The organism is Mastigocoleus sp. MO_188.B34 (assembly GCF_030065675.1).
Taxonomy (GTDB): domain Bacteria; phylum Cyanobacteriota; class Cyanobacteriia; order Cyanobacteriales; family Nostocaceae; genus Mastigocoleus.
On record NZ_JASJDK010000137.1, the window covers coordinates 1 to 18,571 of the forward strand.

General features: G+C 37.3%; 18 protein-coding genes. 9 read left to right on the forward strand and 9 right to left on the reverse strand.

What is annotated here, in order from left to right:
* Positions 1–151: 151 nt before the first annotated feature.
* The 6 genes from QNJ50_RS24045 to QNJ50_RS24070 form a co-directional block, all read right to left on the reverse strand.
* Entirely contained in the window at positions 152–1,459 is a 1,308-nt protein-coding gene (locus QNJ50_RS24045) for an IS4 family transposase (protein WP_300640659.1), read from the reverse strand.
* A gap of 1,146 nt (positions 1,460–2,605) precedes the next feature.
* Positions 2,606–2,944, reverse strand: coding sequence for a hypothetical protein (locus QNJ50_RS24050; protein ID WP_300640630.1), 339 nt, complete (start codon positions 2,942–2,944; stop codon positions 2,606–2,608).
* Positions 2,945–3,040: 96 nt separating this feature from the next.
* The gene (locus tag QNJ50_RS24055) at positions 3,041–3,427 is read right to left on the reverse strand and encodes a nuclear transport factor 2 family protein (RefSeq protein WP_300640632.1); all 387 of its coding nucleotides are present in this window, start codon (positions 3,425–3,427) and stop codon (positions 3,041–3,043) included.
* A 176-nt stretch (positions 3,428–3,603) separates the two neighbouring features.
* Positions 3,604–3,966 (reverse strand): Lin0512 family protein, encoded by a 363-nt coding sequence (locus QNJ50_RS24060; RefSeq protein ID WP_300640634.1) that lies wholly within the window; start codon positions 3,964–3,966, stop codon positions 3,604–3,606.
* A 480-nt stretch (positions 3,967–4,446) separates the two neighbouring features.
* On the reverse strand, positions 4,447–4,653 hold the full coding sequence (locus QNJ50_RS24065; protein ID WP_300640662.1) for a hypothetical protein: 207 nt from the start codon (positions 4,651–4,653) through the stop codon (positions 4,447–4,449).
* A gap of 279 nt (positions 4,654–4,932) precedes the next feature.
* The gene (locus QNJ50_RS24070) at positions 4,933–5,535 is read right to left on the reverse strand and encodes a DUF1802 family protein (RefSeq protein ID WP_300640636.1); all 603 of its coding nucleotides are present in this window, start codon (positions 5,533–5,535) and stop codon (positions 4,933–4,935) included.
* A 1,232-nt stretch (positions 5,536–6,767) separates the two neighbouring features.
* Here QNJ50_RS24070 and QNJ50_RS24075 point away from each other — a divergent pair.
* Entirely contained in the window at positions 6,768–7,493 is a 726-nt protein-coding gene (locus tag QNJ50_RS24075) for a hypothetical protein (RefSeq protein WP_300640638.1), read from the forward strand.
* Between the two features lie 511 nt (positions 7,494–8,004).
* On the opposite strand, the gene QNJ50_RS24080 is transcribed toward QNJ50_RS24075, so the two are convergent.
* Positions 8,005–8,493, reverse strand: coding sequence for a hypothetical protein (locus tag QNJ50_RS24080; protein ID WP_300640640.1), 489 nt, complete (start codon positions 8,491–8,493; stop codon positions 8,005–8,007).
* Positions 8,494–9,028: 535 nt separating this feature from the next.
* Between QNJ50_RS24080 and QNJ50_RS24085 the strand changes: the two genes are divergently transcribed.
* The 5 genes from QNJ50_RS24085 (at position 9,029) to QNJ50_RS24105 (ending at position 13,209) form a co-directional block, all read left to right on the forward strand.
* Positions 9,029–9,628, forward strand: a complete 600-nt coding sequence (locus tag QNJ50_RS24085; protein WP_300640642.1) for an alpha/beta fold hydrolase — start codon at positions 9,029–9,031, stop codon at positions 9,626–9,628.
* A 213-nt stretch (positions 9,629–9,841) separates the two neighbouring features.
* Complete coding sequence (locus tag QNJ50_RS24090; protein WP_300640644.1) at positions 9,842–10,276, forward strand: VOC family protein; 435 nt, start codon at positions 9,842–9,844, stop codon at positions 10,274–10,276.
* Positions 10,277–10,523: 247 nt separating this feature from the next.
* Positions 10,524–11,543, forward strand: coding sequence for an ABC transporter ATP-binding protein (locus QNJ50_RS24095; RefSeq protein WP_300640664.1), 1,020 nt, complete (start codon positions 10,524–10,526; stop codon positions 11,541–11,543).
* Between the two features lie 146 nt (positions 11,544–11,689).
* Positions 11,690–12,586 carry an ABC transporter permease gene (locus QNJ50_RS24100; RefSeq protein ID WP_300640646.1) on the forward strand — a complete coding sequence of 299 codons (897 nt, stop codon included), beginning with the start codon at positions 11,690–11,692 and terminating at the stop codon, positions 12,584–12,586.
* Between the two features lie 218 nt (positions 12,587–12,804).
* Positions 12,805–13,209: a hypothetical protein gene (locus QNJ50_RS24105; RefSeq protein WP_300640648.1), complete on the forward strand. Its 405-nt coding sequence runs from the start codon at positions 12,805–12,807 to the stop codon at positions 13,207–13,209.
* A gap of 318 nt (positions 13,210–13,527) precedes the next feature.
* Here the strand turns inward: QNJ50_RS24105 and QNJ50_RS24110 are convergent, their stop codons facing one another.
* Positions 13,528–13,962 carry a peroxiredoxin gene (locus QNJ50_RS24110; RefSeq protein WP_300640650.1) on the reverse strand — a complete coding sequence of 145 codons (435 nt, stop codon included), beginning with the start codon at positions 13,960–13,962 and terminating at the stop codon, positions 13,528–13,530.
* Between the two features lie 196 nt (positions 13,963–14,158).
* Between QNJ50_RS24110 and QNJ50_RS24115 the strand changes: the two genes are divergently transcribed.
* The 3 genes from QNJ50_RS24115 (at position 14,159) to QNJ50_RS24125 (ending at position 17,035) form a co-directional block, all read left to right on the forward strand.
* Positions 14,159–14,581: an Npun_F0494 family protein gene (locus tag QNJ50_RS24115; RefSeq protein ID WP_300640652.1), complete on the forward strand. Its 423-nt coding sequence runs from the start codon at positions 14,159–14,161 to the stop codon at positions 14,579–14,581.
* Between the two features lie 710 nt (positions 14,582–15,291).
* The gene (cobQ, locus tag QNJ50_RS24120) at positions 15,292–16,770 is read left to right on the forward strand and encodes a cobyric acid synthase CobQ (protein ID WP_300640654.1); all 1,479 of its coding nucleotides are present in this window, start codon (positions 15,292–15,294) and stop codon (positions 16,768–16,770) included.
* Positions 16,771–16,795: 25 nt separating this feature from the next.
* Positions 16,796–17,035: a 2Fe-2S iron-sulfur cluster-binding protein gene (locus QNJ50_RS24125; RefSeq protein ID WP_300640656.1), complete on the forward strand. Its 240-nt coding sequence runs from the start codon at positions 16,796–16,798 to the stop codon at positions 17,033–17,035.
* A gap of 334 nt (positions 17,036–17,369) precedes the next feature.
* On the opposite strand, the gene QNJ50_RS24130 is transcribed toward QNJ50_RS24125, so the two are convergent.
* Positions 17,370–18,398, reverse strand: a complete 1,029-nt coding sequence (locus tag QNJ50_RS24130) for a zinc-binding dehydrogenase (protein ID WP_300640658.1) — start codon at positions 18,396–18,398, stop codon at positions 17,370–17,372.
* Positions 18,399–18,571: the final 173 nt, after the last annotated feature.

Here is an 18,571-nt window from a genome sequence, read left to right on the forward strand (position 1 = left end):
CTAAAATACATAATTATATAACTAATACTTATATTTTTTCTCTGTTGTTAGAACATTTGTATTGAATTAATAGTTTTCTAAGTCATTTTTTTACTGACAATTTGGGAGTCTGTTCTCCATAGAAAGTGCATTTTTGCTCATTGGTGAGAACTTAAGCTGAAGAGCAAGATGTCAAGGGGTTTTGGAAGAAAAAGTTCTCTTGTCCTCTTTGTCGGTCAGGGAAAGGAGCAACAATCAATTTTATGTTAGGTTTTCTTTTGCGTTTAACGATGCCTAGATCCTGATTGTTAGGGTCAGAAAAATATCGAACTGGGTCAGTGGCTTTACCTTTGTTGTAAGCAACATTAAAATGATATAAACCCCGGTAAATCATCTCTAAAGAAATTTGCTCAAAGGGTAAAGAGAGTTCCTCAGCAACAGAATCACCTAAATCAACTAATACAGCATAAAATAACCAAGTCGCCCAAATTTGTAATTGAATACCATTAATTGAACCCGTCCATAAATAACTCAAATCAAGTAAACGTTTCACCGTGTTAAAAGCTTGTTCAATACGCCAACGTCGTCGGTATAAATCAGCCACAACATAAGGTGGTAGAATAGTAGGTTCAAGAACTGAAGTTAAATAGGAATGCCATTGTTTTTTTGAGCGAATTTCGACTAATCGTAAGGTTAAAACTGGTGTATTATTCTTGCCACAACCAAGAATAATCAACCTATCACGCAAAGCATAGCTATTACTAAATACTTCTTTAACCTGAAAAGATGCACCTTTTTTGATTCGAGTAATAAAGTCAACTTTTTGCTCAATCAATTGTTGCCAGAAATGAAAATGATAGAATCCTCTATCTAATAAAAGTAAAGTATTTGCTGACACTAAATTTAAGATATCTTGCTCAAATTTCACATCTGACCTAGAAGCCTTAGTTGTCAACCAAATCTCCACCGGAAGACGAGTAGCTAAATCAATCACAGTTACTATTTTTCCTGCCAATGTTCCTGGTGGAACCTCTTCTAAACTCTTTAGTTTTCTAAATAACGCTTCTAGTGTCGAACCATCTACAATCCATATTTTTTTAAAATGAGAAAGAGCAAAACTTACGCTGTCAGGTAAAGGACGTTTTTGACGAGAATTCCACTGCTGTTGTAGGTGAGGTAATAATTCTTTAAATACTTTTTCGAATAAAATAGCTGGGAATGTTAAAAATCTTTTAGAAAGAGCTTTCTGAGTAACCTTGGTCGCTTCTACCCATAGAAAACCTTCTTTGTGTAACAGACGAGTTAATTCTTGGACACCCGGAACATTGCGCCATAAAAGAGTTAACACTGCCGCAAGCATTAAAGGCAAATTGAGAATACGATTCCTCATTCCCAACTGTCGAAACAGGGCTTGTTGATTAAAAATTGCTGGACTTAGCAATTCCTGTAGATGAGATGCCATCGCTTCGCTCTCAATCAGTGGATGATGTTTCTTCTTGCCATGATCCCGGTTGGTTTTTTTGCTGCTCATTGGTTTGGGGTAAGTCAGATACCAAGCTCAAACCTATCATTTATCAGCGTTTTAACTGTTTATTGTATTTTGTAAATTACCTCTTGACTTTTGGGGTTCTTCTTTAAGTTCTCACGAATGATTTTTGCTTGCAATTATCTCTTTTTCAAAAAGTTTTCCATCTACTGAAATTAATCCAAGATATAGCCACAATGAGTAACTTTTGAAGTCGAGAATGAAAAATTACAGCAGACATTATATCTCTGCTTGAATTTATGTCATGGCAAGTAGGCAAGTTTATAGATCGTGTCATCTGCTTCTAGAATACAAGCCAATTTTGCCACAACCCAAAGTGCAAGTCCGATTTAGGGCTTGCTGAATAAAACTGAAACCTATAACAGACAAGCTTTTTATGCTTTTTTGGTACAAAAAAATGCAAGGAAATAATGTTTATATTCTCAAAAACTTTGCACTTTAGTCCCTGATATCCCTGGTTAAATTAGAAACCAAGGGAGGAAACTTAATATTTTGCAAGCTGTGTGGCTTCTAGATTCGCGAAACTCTACTTTTTCAGCAAGCCCTATTTAATTTTTTGTGCGAGAAATCTGAATTAATAAATTTTCTTCGTGAAATAAGAAGTAAAAGTTAAGCTCCAGATACAAAAAAAGACTTTACATATTATGTTTTGGTAAGTCTATTATTCTGGATCGAAGCACTTAACCAAATTTTCTGCACGTCGAAGTTAAACTTTGTACCAAATAATTTGTACCAAATAAGTCACTCAAATTCCAAGACATTAACTTTTATCAACAAAGTTGTTTGATTAAAGTACACAGAATCATAGCACTGGCGAATTGAAAGTTACGTGCAAAATAATACATTAAATTAATATACGACTTAGATTGTAATTATAACTCAGTGGTAGTTAAGATTTGATTAACTGAAATCCCTAACTTAGTTTAAAGCCTGCTTTGAAATGCTAGATCGGGGATTGTGCGATCGCAAGAGCCCTAAAAGTTTGTAGAGACGCTATATTAAACGTCTCCACCAAATTTATGGGAAAAATTTACTTTTACGACCTTAAATTAGCAATACCTTGGAGTAAATGAGTAAATTTCAATCTTCATCAAGAGCAGGGAAAAATTCTTCGATTTCCCATAAATTATCTTTATTTTCAAGAAACCAAACACGAGTTTCTAAATTCAGTTTGCTCCAAATATCCTCAACGGGTATATGAGGCGAAGAATACTGGTACTCTTTACCAAGATGCTTGAGATTTTCTGCAACTTCATGGGGAATGCCAAATTCTGACCAGTTGACCTCTCTAAAGACCCCAGATACCCCCTTCCCTGGGTCATAAATTAACTGTGCGGCTCTAATTAAGTCTGCAAAATGTACTAATTTAAGCTTACTCAAATCAGATACTGGAAGAGCATTGTCATTTTCTTGAGACATAGTTTTGACTGGAATTAGGTTAGTAAATGTCTTTTGGACTTACAACCAGAGACTTCCACATATGCCTAATTTTAGTTTAGTTAATATAACTATGCCTTAAGAACGTAATTGTGCCACCATTGCTGCAGGATCCCAGTAGGCTCGAGTTGTTTTAATTTTTCCGGAATCATTAAATTTAAATACAGTTATACCTTCAAAGATTACAGTTTTGTTAGTTTTGCTAATTCCTTGGATTTTCCACTTTACAGCAGCTTCATGACCGGTAATAAAAATATGTTCTGTTGTAGCTTTAAGGCTTGCAAATACGGCTTGTAGTTGTCCAATAAATTCCCGAAATCCCTCATGGACTTTAGCGGGTGGTTCGCCCACTGGATCGTGACTCACAGCATCTTCGGCAAAGTTTTCTACCCATCCCTGAGGATTCATCGCCGCCATATTCGCGTAGTAGGTGGCTATCACTTCTTTGATTGCTTCTGGCGACATGAATTTAAATTCCTTTCCCGAGTGACTAAAATTTGCAATATCAAGATGTTTATTGCACTTTAAAATAAAAGAGCCCATGCGTAGAACCGTAGGATTCTCAATTCACATGGGTAGCAAGTTGTTTACCCTGGCTTAGCATTGTAACAGCAGTTTGTTATTTACTATTAAACCAGTTACTAATTCTCAATTAGAACTGTTATTGCTGCAACTGCAATCAGCATTTCGTCATTTTTGTCATTGAGGACGGGAATGGCTTTTCCTTCAACTACCATCCCACCAGATTCAAGTGTCAGAGTCTTTTTACCAAAAGGTAATACAGCTAAAACTTCTTCTTCCCTAACTTGTTCTGGATAAGGTACCGCGACTTGTACCTCCACTATCATCTCATTTGGATCACTTAAACCAGCAACTTCCCAAACACCAGGTAAAGCATTATGAGCGATCGCATTTCTTACCGCCCTTGCTGCTGCGACTGTGGGTTCTTGTCCGTGTTGGTCAATTCCCATAGCCATTTCAATTATCAAACGTTTGCGTGGCACAGAAAAACCTATACCTGAATTTTAATATTTCAACTTATACTTTATAGCTTAGGGACACAAAACCCACTCTTTCTGGTGGTGAGAATTTGACACTCTGCCGTCCTATAAGGACGGAGATTCTTAGTTCAACGAGTCCACTTAAACTAAATTCCTTACGGTATCTAGCCCAGAGATGGTTCTCTCCTTAAGCGTTTAACCCATTACAGAGTTGGTTTGGGCATGCCCTACCCTACCTTGAGAAGACTAGAAAATTTGGTTTCTGGGGTGCTTGATGCTTAAAGATTTTACAATAGCAAGCTTTTCTGCACAAAACACCGTATATGAAGGTTTTCAAGGTTCGCTACCTCTCGGCACTGGGTGTTTAAGAGGTTGATTACCCTAACCTCTGGGACGAATTATATCAGAAAGCTGCCTTATAAAGGCGAGGCTTTAGACTCAAATTTTTCGGTAAAACAAACCTGTCTTTGTAGAGTAAGTGAATTATTGTGGTGGATTGCTTGGTAATAAAGTCCAACCAGCCTTCAATAGTTTTTGGTAAGTAGCAAAACCTTTAGAACCGCCAGGAATTTGGTAATCTGGCTCAATATATTTTCCAAAAGCTGTATATGGACGCCATGGTTCGTGAGATGCAGAGCGCAAATGTAAAATCTTCTCACCATCCTGACCAGAACGAGATAACCAGCACATTTGTCCTTTCACAACAAACTCCTTTTAATTTATTTGGAGATGCACGAACTGACGTTAGTATTTATACTTTAAAGTAATATTGTTGCAAGTTTTAAATACTTGAATTAAATACTTGAAATTAGTTGCAATATAAAAACCACAGACGTTGTAAATTTTGCAGTATAGATACGTAATCAATGTCATTCATAAGCATTATTAAGTACTTTTATGCATAAAGTATAAACTGTGGTTAAAAATATTGCGTGTATTTATAAATACTTAATGCTAGATAATCTCGTACTATACATATGGAGCATATAGTTTGTCACCAATTAAACTGCGAATTTTCTCAACTAGTTGTGAGTAAATATAATCTCCTAATACTGGTGTTGAACGAGAAACATCAACATTTTCTGCTAAATCAATCCATGATTTACAACCCCCATATTGCCGACGATAGATAATTTCTTGGCTTTGGGGTAGTTTATAAGTTCTTAGCAATAGAACATACAGTGGTTGTGATGGCTTCCACTTCAAGCGATCACAAATAAAGTACTTGTTCCAAATATGAAACGGTAATAGCGAATTAACAATTGATTCATTATTAATTGGCAAAATGTCAGTAATAGAAGCCCAACTACTAATTCGAACCGTTTCTGGACGCCAACCAGGTGTTACAGGAGAGATGATATCGGCGTACTCAGATTTGAGCATAAATGCCTGTTGGTGCTCGTAGGTCGGATATAGCAAAACTTCCTTTTGAGCAACGTGGAAACTACCACCTCTTTCATGAATGCCTCCTTTACGAAGCAACATAATCGTTTTACCTGTTTCCAAGGCTTTAATCGCAACTGCCCATTCTTTCAGTGCATGAGAAGTTGTCTTCAAATCTTCCATAAGCATCTACTGTAACCCCGAAATTAATTTAACCCTAAGACTTATAGGCAACGAGACGATGAAACAATTCTGGGAAATCAATTAGTATCCAGGAAATCAGAAAAAGTACCAAAAAGCAACGCTGTAAACAATTAAACGTCATAATTACACTTTTTCTGACTAATCCTGCTAAGAAAATAACCAGCAAAAATTAGTGAGTTGTCAAGCAAGATACTAACTCACCTTCAAAAACATTCCTGTAATAGTTAAAACTAGTATTCTTAACATTGATACAGTTGAGGTCTAGAAAGACGAAAATTTGAAACAAATTGTTGCCAACTTTTGATTAAACATCTATCCATAAGTGGAGTATGCCACAAAAGTCAACTAATACCTATCGCAAGGGAGATGAGAAAGATTTTAAAGGACTTTCATTTTTAATTCCATATTTCATTCCACGATCCAACAACGCGAATGTAAACATTACATTAATATTGATTCTGATCGCCTTGTAATGTCAGATGTAAACATTACTCTCTTTCCGCTAAGATTACCTATAAAAATTTCTCCTTTTCTTCCCACACTTCCCTCCTCACTCAATTAGTTAATTTTCCACCAAGATAGGAGCAGTTTCCTCTTTATATTCCTCAGTTCTACCAAGTTAAAGCTCAAAAAATAACTGTATACAGTGAACGTAACGGAATACTAGCCTATGTTGAGAACTTTAAAGACTAATGAACTTAAGTAAAAAAGGCAAGACTGAACTAGTTACCAGTGATATCTTAAAAATATAAAGACACCGAGCAAAGTAGAATAACAATTTTAAGGGTTGTTGACAAGGTGTCATCGGTCCTCAGCCCATGTGAACTCCAGTATATAAATTAAGGTGGCAAAGTCACTGCTACAAAATGACAAAGCCATATCCCTATGCGGAAAAACAAAAATACGTGGAGTTTGCTGCGAATAAAGTAAACCTTAGTAATTTTTTGACAGTTTCTTTAGATTAAAGTTAGTAGAAATTTGAACAAGAAGTACTTTCTGTAAGAACCCAGTCTTCCTCTGACTGGGTTTTTGCTATTGCAATACAGGGTGGGATATTGTATGAAAATACACGGACTTTTTTGTTCGCAGTTAATATTTTTCATTTTAGTTCTTACATAAATTTACACTTATTACTTTGTCCTGAGTAATACTTATAGGTAAAGAAATCCATAGAAGAACAGAAGTTTAATTTTATTGACTAAAAGGAGAATTTAATCGTGTATTTTCGCCATTTGAAATTTTTTTTTATATTTATTTTGGGAATATTATTATCAGCCTGTGGTGAGGTTGAGGAAAAAAAAGTACAAAATACAAATGATTTACCTTCTCGAGAACCAACCACAATAGTTTATGAGGACTTGGTTGTCAAAAATCAATCAGATTATGTGTTAATTCCTGTGGGGATATCTCCAGATGAGAATGAACAAAGAGAAGGTTTATTTAGTCGTAAATCAAATAAAAGCAAAAATATTTATAATATAATTTTTTATAACAAAAAAACTGGAAATACTAGTCTTTTATTAAACAGACAAGCAATCATTAAATCTTTTAATTTTTTAGAAATTGATGTCCCACCGAAAACAGAGGAGGAGAAAAAAACATCAAAAATTTTTTGGTTATACCGACTGATTACAACTGATACTAATCAAGATGGAAAATTGGATGATTTAGATGCAATTATTGGATATGTCTCTGATTTCACCGGGAAAAATTTACTTCAGGTTACTCCAGCCAATACTCAATTAGCTAATTGGTTTGTGTTACCCGAACAAGGAGAAGTTTTAATTAAGCTCCTGAATGATTCAGATAAAGACTTAAAGTTTACAGATAAAGATACAATAAATTTTATCAAAGTCGATCTTAATAAACCCAAGATAGGTACTAATTTTATAAATAATGAATTAGAACAAAAAATAAAATCTTATTCATCTCAGGAAGAGTAAATGAATATTGGTACCTATTTTGCAGACTCTACAGGCCATGGACAGTAACTATAATAATTTATTATAAATTTTGTATTAATTTATAATTTGTTCATTTGAGTAGAGCTTGTTCTGATCGCTTTACGTAGATGCTGGTTAGTCATGTTGGCTGTTAGACAGATGTACTCCTCCATGTTTTCTCGGACTCTTGTTCAAAAATCAAATCGGATTCCTATATGCATTTACAACCAATAATTGAAACACAATGGTAATACAGCACATTACTTGATATTTCAAAGCTTTATGAAAAAACCATCTGAGTATTGGGAAAACAGATTTATTTAGCTAACTTGAGTATTTGATGCTAAACATAAAAACCCGGTCACTTAAGTAACCAGGCTTCCCTCATCATAAATTTTGTTTTTAATGATGCTTTCAGCTCTAAACCTATGAAATATAGATTTTTTACCATCAATATTTAAGTTTTTAAAGCTGAATCGAATATACTCAGTTCTACAAACAATCAACCCAACTATTTAACAATAGGAGTTTTTACGGTACGCGCCATTTCCAAAAAGGAATTCATGTTTGCGCCGGGACGTCGCCGACCATTTGTACTAGTTGGTATCAAATATTTTGTTGCAAAGTTAGTTTCCACAGGTTCCTGTGGTTTAACAGTTTTAGCCGGTGCTGTAGAAACAGGAGTCTGTGGCGAAGTTGGTGGCTGAGATTTTTTCGCCTTTTCTGCTTTTCTACGCTCTTTAATTGATACTTTCTTAGATTTTGGTTCAGCTTCTTTCTTTTCCGCAGCCTTGCCGTTGGATGCAGATGTATCTGGAGCTACACTATTTTCTGGAAACGGTTTTACCGCTGCTACACCATTTGACGACTCTGGCTGTGACTTAGCTACCTTTGAAGTTTCTGGAGACTTTACTTCATCTTCCTTCAATTCTAAGTAGTAACCATTATCCTTGTTTTTTCCTGGAAGAATTCCAGTAACTAAATCAAAAATTTTGCTCATCAGAGATTCTCCTACCCTCTAAACCTAAAGAACCCACCATAATTATTAAAAAAATTATGGAAGAATGTTACTTTTCATCAAGAATCTACCCACTAACCCATTTTCTACGACATCCAGATTGGATGACAACTATTGACTAATAAAAAAATAGTCAGAGTTTATTTGTAGATAGCGATCTAAGCATGGAGTAAAAATTGCTAAGCTTCCCAATCTAGAAAGTTGCAACCCGTACATATACAGATTTAATTATTAAATTTCCTAGTAGCTCTGAGCAAGATTATGAAAGGTTCCTTAACAAAAGTTAACTGTTACTTTTTTTGTCTCCGTATTAATGTTTGTTTAGTCCTCCAACAGTAGTCACTAAGTCGTCAATGAAAATTTATTCGAATTGCTTCAGAGTTACAACTGCAGAAATACAATTCAAGTGGAAAAATATTAAATTTTCGGATTAACATCAATTTCCTCTAAAACTGCTTAAGTATTAAGATGTTAAGCAGTTTACTTTAACTTTGTTTAAGTCAGTGTAATTATCTAAATGAATACTGGACAAAAGCAACGCAATCCTGTATTGCTTGTGCATGGAATTTGGGACACGGGTAAAGTTTTTCGCAAAATGAGTTCTTATTTAAAGCAACAGGGTCGTGATGTATACGATGTTGACCTAGTACCAAATAATGGTGATGCTGCTTTAGAAGAATTAGCACAAGAGCTAGTCAATCATATCAAAACTAATTTTAATTCAGATCGAGCTTTAGACTTAGTCGGCTTTAGCATGGGGGGAATAGTTAGTCGATATTACGTACAAAGGTTAGGGGGGATTAAACGCGTACAAAAATTTATTACTATTTCATCGCCACATTATGGTACGTGGGTTGCTTATCTATCACAACGTCGGGGTGCTAAACAAATGCGTCCTGGAAGTGCATTTTTGAAAGACTTAAATCAGGATATGTCGATATTAAAACAAGTAGATTACACTTCAATCTGGACACCCCTCGATATGATGATTGTTCCTGCAAATAGCTCCAAAATGCCCGTAGGGAAAGAAATTGTCATACCAGTATTACTTCATGCTTGGATGTTAATTGATTCTAGAAGTTTAGCTGCAGTTGCAGAGGTTTTGAGTGGGGGTTAGGGATTGGCGACTGGGGATTGGCGACTGGGGATTGGGGATAGCACTGCGTGCCTGCCGCCTTGCGGCATAGAGCCTACGGCGTCGGTGGAGCCTCTGGCGACTGGGGATTGGGATAATACTAAAAATTACTGAATTATTACTCATTACTCAGTATTCGGTAATAGATAATTAATATAGTTTTTTGTGCATAAATATTTTTTTGATGTTAAAGCAATGCAACAGCAAACAATATTCCACCTTGCATTTCCCGTTACTAATATTGCCAAAGCTAAAACTTACTACGTAGATGGTTTAGGCTGTATTCCAGGACGAGAAAGTCGTCACGCCTTAATCTTAAATCTGCATGGACATCAAATTGTTGCTCACCTGACTAAAGAACCACTCTCGCCACAACGGAATATTTACCCCAGACACTTTGGAATTGTTTTTACTGTAGAGCAAGATTGGGAAAATTTATTGGTAAGAGCAAAAAAACAGGAATTACTTTTTCGGGAAGAGCCGAAAGACCGATTTCTTGGTTCACCTTTAGAGCATCGTACTTTTTTTCTGGAAGATCCGTTTTATAACCTAATGGAATTTAAATACTACCGCCATCCAGAAGCAATTTTTGGTAGCGCCCAATTTACCCAAGTTGGCGATAGAGATTAGTTTTTTTTGTCTTATCAGTTTATGGCTAACGCCACGCCCGTACGGGCTACAGTTATCAGTGAATTGTAAACTTATACCCAATCCCTATATGCCGCTAAGAACGCGCGCAAAGCGCGAAGCGGCGGCACGCAGTGCTATCCCCAGTCGCAAGTCGCCAATCCCCAATCCCCAACCCCCAATAATTGACTCCAACGATAAGATAAGGATATATATTTGTTGCGATTTGTATATCGACTTATTATTTGCCATGCCCCCTGCCGTTTTAATTAAAAGTCTCCAAAAAAAATACGGCAATGTTGAAGCCGTTAAGGATGTTTCTTTCGAAATTCAGCCAGGTGAAATCTTTGGCTTATTAGGTCCTAACGGTGCAGGCAAAACTACAACATTACGTATTTTATGCACTCTCACAACACCTGACGCAGGTAAAGTTGAAGTATCTGGAATTTCAGTAACAGATAATCCCAAGCAAGCAAGAAAAAGACTTGGTTATGTAGCACAAGAAGTAGCTTTAGATAAAGTACTTACTGGAAGGGAATTACTACAACTCCAAGCCGCACTTTATCATTTACCCCATTCAGCCAAAAAACAGCGTATTGACACTGTATTAAAGTTACTTGGGTTACAGGAGTATGCCGATAAAAAAACTGGTACCTACTCCGGTGGTTTACGCAAACGTTTGGATTTAGCTGCAGGTTTGCTGCATGCACCAGATGTTTTAGTTTTAGATGAACCTACTGTAGGTCTAGATATAGAAAGCCGTTTTGTTGTCTGGGAATTTCTCCGACAATTACGTAAAGCTGGGACTACAGTATTAATTACCAGCCATTACCTAGAAGAAATTGATGCTTTAGCCGATCGAGTTGCAATCATTGACCAAGGAACAGTCATTGCAACTGGAACACCCTCGGAATTAAAGGACAAACTAGGAGGCGATCGCGTTACTCTACGAATTCGGGAATTTTCTCCCACAGAAGAAGCAGAAAAAGCTAAACACTTACTGGAATCTCTACCTTTTGTTCAAGAAATAATTATCAACAGCGCACAAGGAAATTCTTTAAATTTAGTTGTTACACCACAAAGTGACGCTTTAATTAGTATTCAAAAGGAATTAAATTCTGCTGGTTTGCCAACTTTCGGAATTGCTCAATCCCGTCCTAGTTTAGATGATGTATATTTAGCTGCAACTGGACGTACTTTAATGGATGCTGAAATCGCTGCTGCTAGTAACCGCGATCCAAAAGCCGAACGCAAACAAAATATGAGATAGGAGTCAGTTAACTGTTTACTGTTATCAGTTAATTGTGATTTATACCTAATCGCCAGTCCCCATATGCCGCTAAGAACGCGCGCAAAGCGCGAAGCGGCGGCACGCAGTGCTATCCCTAATCCCTAGTCGCCAATCCCCAAAACATTATGAGTGGAACTATTACACCTCCCAAGCCAGATATTAATTGGCAGCAAGTTGCATCACCACAACTTTATAATGATGTAACCCCAAATTTCTTTGGTGAATTAGTGCAAGAAACTTTCGCGCTTACTCGCCGTCTATTTATTCAGTTACAGCGACGTCCCTCCAGTTTGATTGCAAGTCTCGTTCAACCAGTAATGTGGTTGATTCTATTTGGAGCTTTGTTCCAAAACGCGCCCAAAGGTATTTTTGGGGAGACTACAAACTACGGACAATTTCTTGGTGCAGGCATAATTGTGTTTACAGCATTTGCTGGTGCACTTAATGCAGGTTTACCAGTAATGTTCGATCGCGAATTTGGTTTTTTGAATCGGTTGCTTGTCGCTCCCCTCGCCTCTCGGTTTTCAATTGTTTTGGCTTCGGCAATTTTTATTATTAGCCAAAGCTTTCTTCAAGCTGCAGTTATTATTGCTGCTACAGGACTTTTAGGTGCAGGGATTCCAAGTTTAGCTGGTTTAGGAGCGATCGCACTCATTGTATTCCTTTTAGCACTGGGTGTAACGGCATTAAGCTTAGGTTTATCCTTCGCCCTCCCCGGACACATTGAGTTATTAGCAGTAATTTTTGTTGCAACATTACCTATGTTATTTGCTAGTACTGCATTGGCTCCGTTATCATTTATGCCTGAATGGTTACAGGTTATTGCAACTTTGAATCCCCTCAGTTATGCAATTGAACCCATTCGTTATCTATATACTCATCAGGATTGGAGATTAAGTAGCATAGTAATGCATGCTTTTTGGGGTGATGTTACATTTGGTGGAGCAATGTTGATTTTACTGGGTTTTGCTTCCATCGCACTTTTAATTATTCAACCCCGGTTACGTCGTACCCTTGCTTAATTTTGTAGTATTAATTATAACAATCCTTTAGGGTATATCCATAAGTAGATAATCCATCAGCATTAACCTCTTATTTCGATGTGTTATGCTCTGCACCTAAATAAGCCAAAAAATGACATATTTAAGTGGCATATTGAATAATTTGGATTTCTTTTAAGCCCTAAAGCGTTTCTCTCAAAAATATCGATTTTACAAACACTATCTGAGATTTAAGCTTCATGAAAATCTGGTTTACATCACTAAAACAATTAATGTTTGCAACTGTAGCAGGTGTAAGTTTAGCTGCATTAACTTTTCCACAAGTTAGTTTAGCTAACCCCAATAAAAGCTATGATAACGAACGCTACGATCCACAAAATAATAGTTCACAGTTTGGAAACAAAAACGATCCTTTCAATCAAGGTGTGGAACAAAACCCATTTAGCTTATTTCAGTTAATTCATAACGCCCAACTCGGAAATCTTAATCCCAATTTTGCGAGTGACAGCGGTCAACAAATTAATGATGCTGCTGCTGAATTTCGGAAAAAACAGCAACAACAACTTCAACCACAGCAGCCAGGAGTACAGCAAAATAACAATCCAGCAAATTCAATAATTATTAGACCTACCTACCAAGATTAAAGTTATTAAAATTAATGAAACAAAGCTAGGCTCTGTCCAAAAGTTATATTTTTGGCAGAGCCTTTGTTTTGGTATTATCAAATTCTAATACCAATTTAGAAAAATAATGAGACAAATAAATTTTTGTAGAGACGTACCAGAGCCTGCGGCGTCGGCGTTAGCCTCTGGTACGTCTCTACAGGAGAATCTGTCGCAATGATTGATTGAATTGGTATAACTTTGAAAATTTAGTTTTGAAGATTGCACCAAATATATGCTGTAATCTCCAAAGTCATCAGTTATGGTATTAATTATCTTTGTCTGTATAGGAATACCTGACTACCCGATCGCTGATAAAACATCTTGAGCATGGGTAGTTGTATTTACAGTACCATCCACGTGGGTAATTTTTCCATTGCCATCAATAACATAGGTGACGCGCTTTGCATAACCGCCACCATCAACATCGTAAGCCTTGATTAAAGATTGATCTGTATCAGCTAGCAATGGAAAATTAAGACCGTATTTTTCAGTAAATGCTTGGTGAGAAGCTTCATCATCTGCACTTACACCGAGCACTACAATATCTTTACCTTGATATTCAGGTCGTGCATCCCGAAAACTACAAGCCTGCTTAGTACAACCAGGAGTATCATCTTTGGGATAGAAATACAAAACAACTGTCTTACCCTTGAATTCAGATAGGGAAACAGTGTTACCGTTTGTGTCTTTAGTGGTAAATGCAGGTGCATCTGTACCAACAGCTAGAGCCATGATTAATTCTTCCTGTTTGCTAGCGCCGCCTTAGATTTTACGATATTTTGCGATCGTAATAACGTCGGTAATTCAGGCAATTGCAGGTTTAATCATCTTTTTTTATTATCCCTTGCATTGCTATATTTGTTGTCTTATATGAAGTTCAGATCGACAATTATATAAGGTTAATATTTGTGTTTAAGCGCTGAAATCAATGTCAAATGTTCATTCTCCCCAAATCGAGAAAAGTTTTTCCTATTCGCAACAAACAATTTTGAGAGCAGAACGCGCACTAATTTGTTCCCCCTTCAAGGCTGCTTTATTTACAAAAATGCTTGAAGAACGGGTGGGGATGGGTGAAATAACTGGTAAATCTGGCATTATGAATGATTACACAATCAAACCAATGTCGGAGTTAGTTGTAGATAATGCTTTAGTTTGGTTAATTCAAGTTGGTATCTTGCGTCGAGAAGTTGACGGACAAGGAATTACTGATAGTTTTCGTCTGACACCCTTAGGTAGACAGCTTGCAAAGCAAACAGAAACTTGGCGCACTCCATCATGGCGCGATCGCATATCTAATTTCTTCGTCCGTTGGTTACGACTACCTTTTTGGATTGGTAATGGGGATGGGTAACTAGTAACTGTAGCCCGTAAGGGGGTGGCGTTAGCCATAAACTGGTAACTGGTAACAATTACTAAGGAATGAGAATTTAATAACCTGTAATTCTAAAATTTGGAATGGTGCGTTACGCGATGCTAACAGCACCCTACTTTTGTAATTTATTTAATCCACATTTCTAATAGCTAATGGGATTGGGTACAAATAAAAAACTTAAAAACTAAAAATTTTGTTTTTTATCTTCCTTTTCCCTAGTTTTTTATCTTTATATCTTACTGAATCACTTGTGGGATAATACTGAAAATTTCCCTTTATTCTGATGTTTTAGCTGATAAATTCCGGTTCCCATTTCACCTCAAAAGTTAGGAAGTAAGCCTCAAAGGGAACAATATATACTGAAAGCAAAACCGAGTTTATCAAATATTTGCTATCTTCATACTACCCAAGTATTTACTTTGGATAGATACTTCAGGGAAACTTAAATCTCCTGAAACATAGTGCCTTGCTAATTTTCAAGTGATTTATTGGTGAAAAGTTGTATTTTTACAAACAGGCTTATATTTGAAGTAAACACATTAAAATTAAACGATCCCATTAATAATAACCTCTATGGGGAAAGGGTATGGTAATTTAAAATTTTGTTTCTGCGAGGAAATACTTTGAATTAGCTATCACCCTTTACTCTCGAAATCTCAAATTCAGTTAGTAAAAAGTGAAGTTTAATTATGAAAGGAATTATGGTAGTGGGGACTACGTCCCATGCAGGAAAATCACTAGTTGCAACGGCTATTTGCCGAATTTTATCGCGGCGTGGTTGGCGAGTCGCTCCCTTCAAAGGTCAAAATATGGCTTTAAACGCCTATGTAACTCCTAATGGAGGAGAAATTGGTTACGCTCAAGCAGTGCAAGCTTGGGCTGCGGGGGTAGTACCTTGGGTTGAAATGAATCCGATTTTGCTTAAACCCCAAGGGGATATGACATCCCAAGTAATTATTAAAGGTAGACCTGTTGGTAAAATTACTGCTAAGGATTATTACGAGCAATATTTTGAATTAGGGTGGCGAACAATTGAAGAATCCCTCAAACATTTATCCACTGAGTTCGACTTACTAGTTTGTGAGGGAGCAGGTTCCCCTGCGGAGATTAACCTCAAGCACCGCGATTTAAGTAACATGCGGATTGCTAAACATTTAGGCGCTCCCACCATATTAGTTGTAGACATTGAGCGAGGGGGGGCTTTTGCTCATGTAGTGGGAACCCTCGAATTGCTAGATCCAGAAGAAAGAGCATTAATTCGTGGTGTAGTTATAAATAAGTTTCGGGGACAAAGATCCATTCTCGAACCAGGTATTAAATGGTTGGAAGAACGCACAGGTATTCCAGTTGTGGGAGTTATTCCCTGGATGGAGCAGGTATTTCCTGCAGAAGACTCTTTGGATCTCTTAGAACGCAGATACAGGAAATCTTTCAGCGAAATTAATATTGCAGTTATTCGTTTACCAAGAATTTCTAATTTTACAGATTTCGACCCATTAGAAGCCGAACCATCCGTATCAATTAGATACCTCAGTCCCAAGCATGAATTAGGACATCCTGATGCAGTAATTTTACCTGGGACAAAAACCACAATTGCTGATTTGATATTGATGCAAAAAACTGGCATGGCAGAAGCACTGCAAAACTATGCCGCTGCTGGTGGAACAATTCTGGGTATTTGCGGTGGTTTCCAAATGATGGGGCAAATGATTGCTGACCCTGAAGGAATTGAAGGACAAGCTGGCAGATATCAAGGATTAAATCTTTTACCAATTAAGACCGTAATTACCGGTCAAAAAATTGCCCGTCAACGTCAAATAACTTCTAATTATCCTCAAGAAGGTTTACCGGTTACTGGTTTTGAAATCCATCAAGGGCGATCGCGTGCTGAGTTACAGTCTGCTCAACCCCAAGTTTTCCATACTTTGTTTGACGATCCTAATTTGGGATTGGTAGATAGTTGTCAGTCAATTTGGGGAACCTATCTCCATGGAATTTTTGATAATGGTCCATGGCGACGGGCTTGGTTAAATCGTTTGCGTCAGCAAAGAGGTTTGAAATCTCTACCTACAGGAGTTGCAAATTATCGCGAACAAAGAGAAAATCTGTTAGACTCTCTTGCAGTTCAGGTAGAACGTCACTTGGATTTAACTCCATTTCTCTCATAATTTCTCTTATAAAAACTTAGGAATCATGACTGTTCGCGTCCGTTTTTTACCAGATGACATTACTGCTGAAGCTGAGGTTGGAGAACCTCTGTTAGATGTCGCAGATCGTGCAGGGGTACTTATTCCTACAGGTTGTTTAATGGGTTCTTGTCATGCTTGTACTGTGGAACTAGATAATGGGGATATTATCCGTGCTTGTATTTCCTCTGTTCCACCAGGGCGTAAAGAAATGACTATTAATGTGTTTAGCGATCCAACTTGGTAGATCTTGATGTTTTCATAATTTGGTTTTTCCCATACCAATATTTTTATGAGTATGGGGAACAGAGAGTAGGAAACAGGGAACAGGGAACAGGGAACAGAGAATTTGAGGTGTTGGTACTAAAAATTTAAATTTAGATTTTTTCAGTGGTGCAACAATACCAAATTTATAGCAGACTAAAAAATTCACTAGTCATAAAAAATCGTGGGAGTATGGAAACCCCGTCTATTCAGAGTCTGCGGCGTCGGTGGAGCCTCTAGCGCGGAGGAAAGACAACACGGGACAATTTATTTACCGTTAAAAAATATTTAACATTAAAATACTTGCTGCTAAGTTTTTAAGGAAGCATTGCGACTTTGACCACTTTTCGTTCTCTCATATCACACAAAACCTGTTCTAGATCCTGTAATGCTCGCTTTTGAGTAATTAATAAATCAAATGGTATTTTGCGACTTGCAATTAACGATAATGCTTCTCGAACGAAATGAGGAGTATTATGAAAAACACCTTTAAGTGTAAGTTCGCTGTAATGTAATTGTTCTGTATTAACTTTAATTGTTGTATCTCTCGGACAACCACCAAACAAATTTACCGTTGCACCAGGACGAGCGCAAGCGATCGCAGTTTCCCAAACACTGGGTACTCCCGTAGCTTCAATGACTACATCTGCACCCCATCCTTGGGTTAATTCCTTCACCACTTCAGGGATATCAACCAAATTATGATGATTAAAAATGTGGGTTGCGCCTAATTTCTTACCAATTTCTAAACGCGAATCATTACCACCAAACAATAAAACTTCTGCGGAAAAATCGCGGGCTAATTTCGCTACAAACATTAATCCAATTGCTCCATCACCCAAAACAGCTACGCGATCGCCTGCTTTAATATCAGAACGGGCGACTCCATGGAGTACACAAGCTAAAGGTTCTGTAATTGCTGCTAATTCATCGGGTAATTCATTAGGGATAGAAAGCATATTATGGTTAACAATTGGCGCTGGAATTTTGAGAAACTGAGCAAAAGTTCCATTATTCCAAGTTAGATTGGGACATAAAGAAAACTCCTGACGCTGACAAAAAAAACATTCCATGCAGGGAGCAGAATTATTTGCAACAACGCGATCGCCAATTTGCCATTTGGTAACACCTTGACCCACAGCGACAATAGTCCCAGCCACTTCATGACCAAAAAGAGTAGGAGGTTTAAGCATTCGTGCATGACCACCACGTCGCCATACCTTTAAATCTGTACCGCAGGTTGTAGCTGCATCAACTCGGATTACAACCTCTCCTTGCTCTGGCGTTGGATCTGTGATCTTTTCCCAACGTAGATCCTCTTTACCGTAAAGTACTGCTGCTAACACGTCGTTTTTTAGTTATAGCGCTACGTAATTAGGTTAGGACATTTTGTGTTCCCTGTTCTCTGTTTCCTGTTCCCTATTAGACCTCTCCGGAAATTAAATATGTATAACCCAAAATCCTTGTAGAGACGTAGCATGCTACGTCTCTACATTCTTTTCCGGAGATGTCTATTCTT

What these genes read in the sequence shown, in the direction of transcription:
- QNJ50_RS24080 (WP_300640640.1), bottom strand. Translation starts at nt 8,493, where the DNA reads ATGAGCAAAATTTTTGATTTAGTTACTGGAATTCTTCCAGGAAAAAAC.
- QNJ50_RS24100 (WP_300640646.1), top strand. Translation starts at nt 11,690, where the DNA reads ATGAGTGGAACTATTACACCTCCCAAGCCAGATATTAATTGGCAGCAA.
- QNJ50_RS24115 (WP_300640652.1), top strand. Translation starts at nt 14,159, where the DNA reads ATGTCAAATGTTCATTCTCCCCAAATCGAGAAAAGTTTTTCCTATTCG.
- QNJ50_RS24110 (WP_300640650.1), bottom strand. Translation starts at nt 13,962, where the DNA reads ATGGCTCTAGCTGTTGGTACAGATGCACCTGCATTTACCACTAAAGAC.
- cobQ (WP_300640654.1), top strand. Translation starts at nt 15,292, where the DNA reads ATGAAAGGAATTATGGTAGTGGGGACTACGTCCCATGCAGGAAAATCA.
- QNJ50_RS24125 (WP_300640656.1), top strand. Translation starts at nt 16,796, where the DNA reads ATGACTGTTCGCGTCCGTTTTTTACCAGATGACATTACTGCTGAAGCT.
- QNJ50_RS24055 (WP_300640632.1), bottom strand. Translation starts at nt 3,427, where the DNA reads ATGTCGCCAGAAGCAATCAAAGAAGTGATAGCCACCTACTACGCGAAT.
- QNJ50_RS24090 (WP_300640644.1), top strand. Translation starts at nt 9,842, where the DNA reads ATGCAACAGCAAACAATATTCCACCTTGCATTTCCCGTTACTAATATT.
- QNJ50_RS24085 (WP_300640642.1), top strand. Translation starts at nt 9,029, where the DNA reads ATGAATACTGGACAAAAGCAACGCAATCCTGTATTGCTTGTGCATGGA.
- QNJ50_RS24050 (WP_300640630.1), bottom strand. Translation starts at nt 2,944, where the DNA reads ATGTCTCAAGAAAATGACAATGCTCTTCCAGTATCTGATTTGAGTAAG.
- QNJ50_RS24070 (WP_300640636.1), bottom strand. Translation starts at nt 5,535, where the DNA reads ATGCTTATGGAAGATTTGAAGACAACTTCTCATGCACTGAAAGAATGG.
- QNJ50_RS24095 (WP_300640664.1), top strand. Translation starts at nt 10,524, where the DNA reads ATGCCCCCTGCCGTTTTAATTAAAAGTCTCCAAAAAAAATACGGCAAT.
- QNJ50_RS24065 (WP_300640662.1), bottom strand. Translation starts at nt 4,653, where the DNA reads ATGTGCTGGTTATCTCGTTCTGGTCAGGATGGTGAGAAGATTTTACAT.
- QNJ50_RS24105 (WP_300640648.1), top strand. Translation starts at nt 12,805, where the DNA reads ATGAAAATCTGGTTTACATCACTAAAACAATTAATGTTTGCAACTGTA.